The organism is Streptomyces sp. NPDC057950 (genome assembly GCF_042887295.1).
Taxonomy (GTDB): domain Bacteria; phylum Actinomycetota; class Actinomycetes; order Streptomycetales; family Streptomycetaceae; genus Streptomyces; species Streptomyces kaempferi.
In genome coordinates, this window is the sequence record NZ_JBHVPP010000064.1 from 1 (window position 1) to 1,017 (window position 1,017).

A 1,017-nucleotide genomic window follows, 5' to 3' on the forward strand; every position below is an offset into this window, starting at 1 on the left:
ACGAGTTGGTGCGTGATAGCGGGTGGGCATGCTCTGCTGGTGAGAGGCATGGTGGATCGTTCGGTTCTGACACATCCGTTGTTCACGGGCGTCTCGAGGAGTCATCTGTCGTGCTTGGTGGCGGAGTTGGCCAGGCCGTGGGTAGTCGGGGTGGAGGGGCGCCGACACCAGGCCCGGGGCGGGGCGAGGAAGCGGGCTCCGGGTGCCGGTGCCCGGCATCAGTTGGTGTTCGTGGACCGGCTGGTAGCCACACTCATCCATCTGCGCCACGACCTGCCGCACGCCGTGCTGGCCCTGCTGTACGAGGTGGACCGCTCGACCGTGACCAGGGCGGTGGGTGAGGTGCGCCGACTGCTGGCAGGGCGGGGCTTCGCCGTTCCGGAACGGCCCGGTGTTCGGCTGCGGACGCTGGAGGATGTGTTTGCCTACGCCCAGGCCGAAGGTGTCCGGCTGCGGCTGGACGCCACTGAAGTCCAGGTCCGCCGCCCGGCCGCAGGCCGCGGCGGCCGGCGGGCCTTCGTGTCGGGCAAGAAGAAGCAGAACACTATGAAGGCCACCGTCATCGCCGACCATCAGGGCCGTACCTTGTGGACCGACGCCCTACGGCCCGGGCGGATGCACGACGCCACTGCCGCCCGTCTGGCCGGTATCAGCAGATGCTTCCATTCCTTCTACCAGGTCCAGGTCCTCCTCGACGACGGCTACCTCGGCCTGAGCAGAGACCATCGAGGCAAGGCTCTGACCCAGCCCCGCAAGCTACGACCAGGCGCGACACTCCCCTTCCTCGAACACAACGAACGCCAGCGGCACGAGCACTCCTCACAACGGATCACGGTCGAACACGCCCTCGCCGACCACAAACGCTGGAAACAACTCCAGCGCTGGACCCACCGCCGCGACCGTCTCCCCGACACCTACCAGGCCATCGCCACCTTGGTATCCGACCGCAGCATCACCACCTGACGGGCGCCATGAGCAGGACAAGCACGGCCCACGCGCTATCACGCACCAACTCGT

1 protein-coding gene is annotated in these 1,017 nt (G+C 67.4%); it reads left to right on the plus strand.

Annotation, left to right across the window (positions count from 1 at the left end):
* Positions 1 to 48 precede the first annotated feature (48 nt).
* A complete protein-coding gene (locus tag ACFVTC_RS42825; RefSeq protein ID WP_390135263.1) occupies positions 49 to 963 on the plus strand; it encodes a transposase family protein in 915 nt (304 codons plus the stop codon).
* Positions 964 to 1,017: the final 54 nt, after the last annotated feature.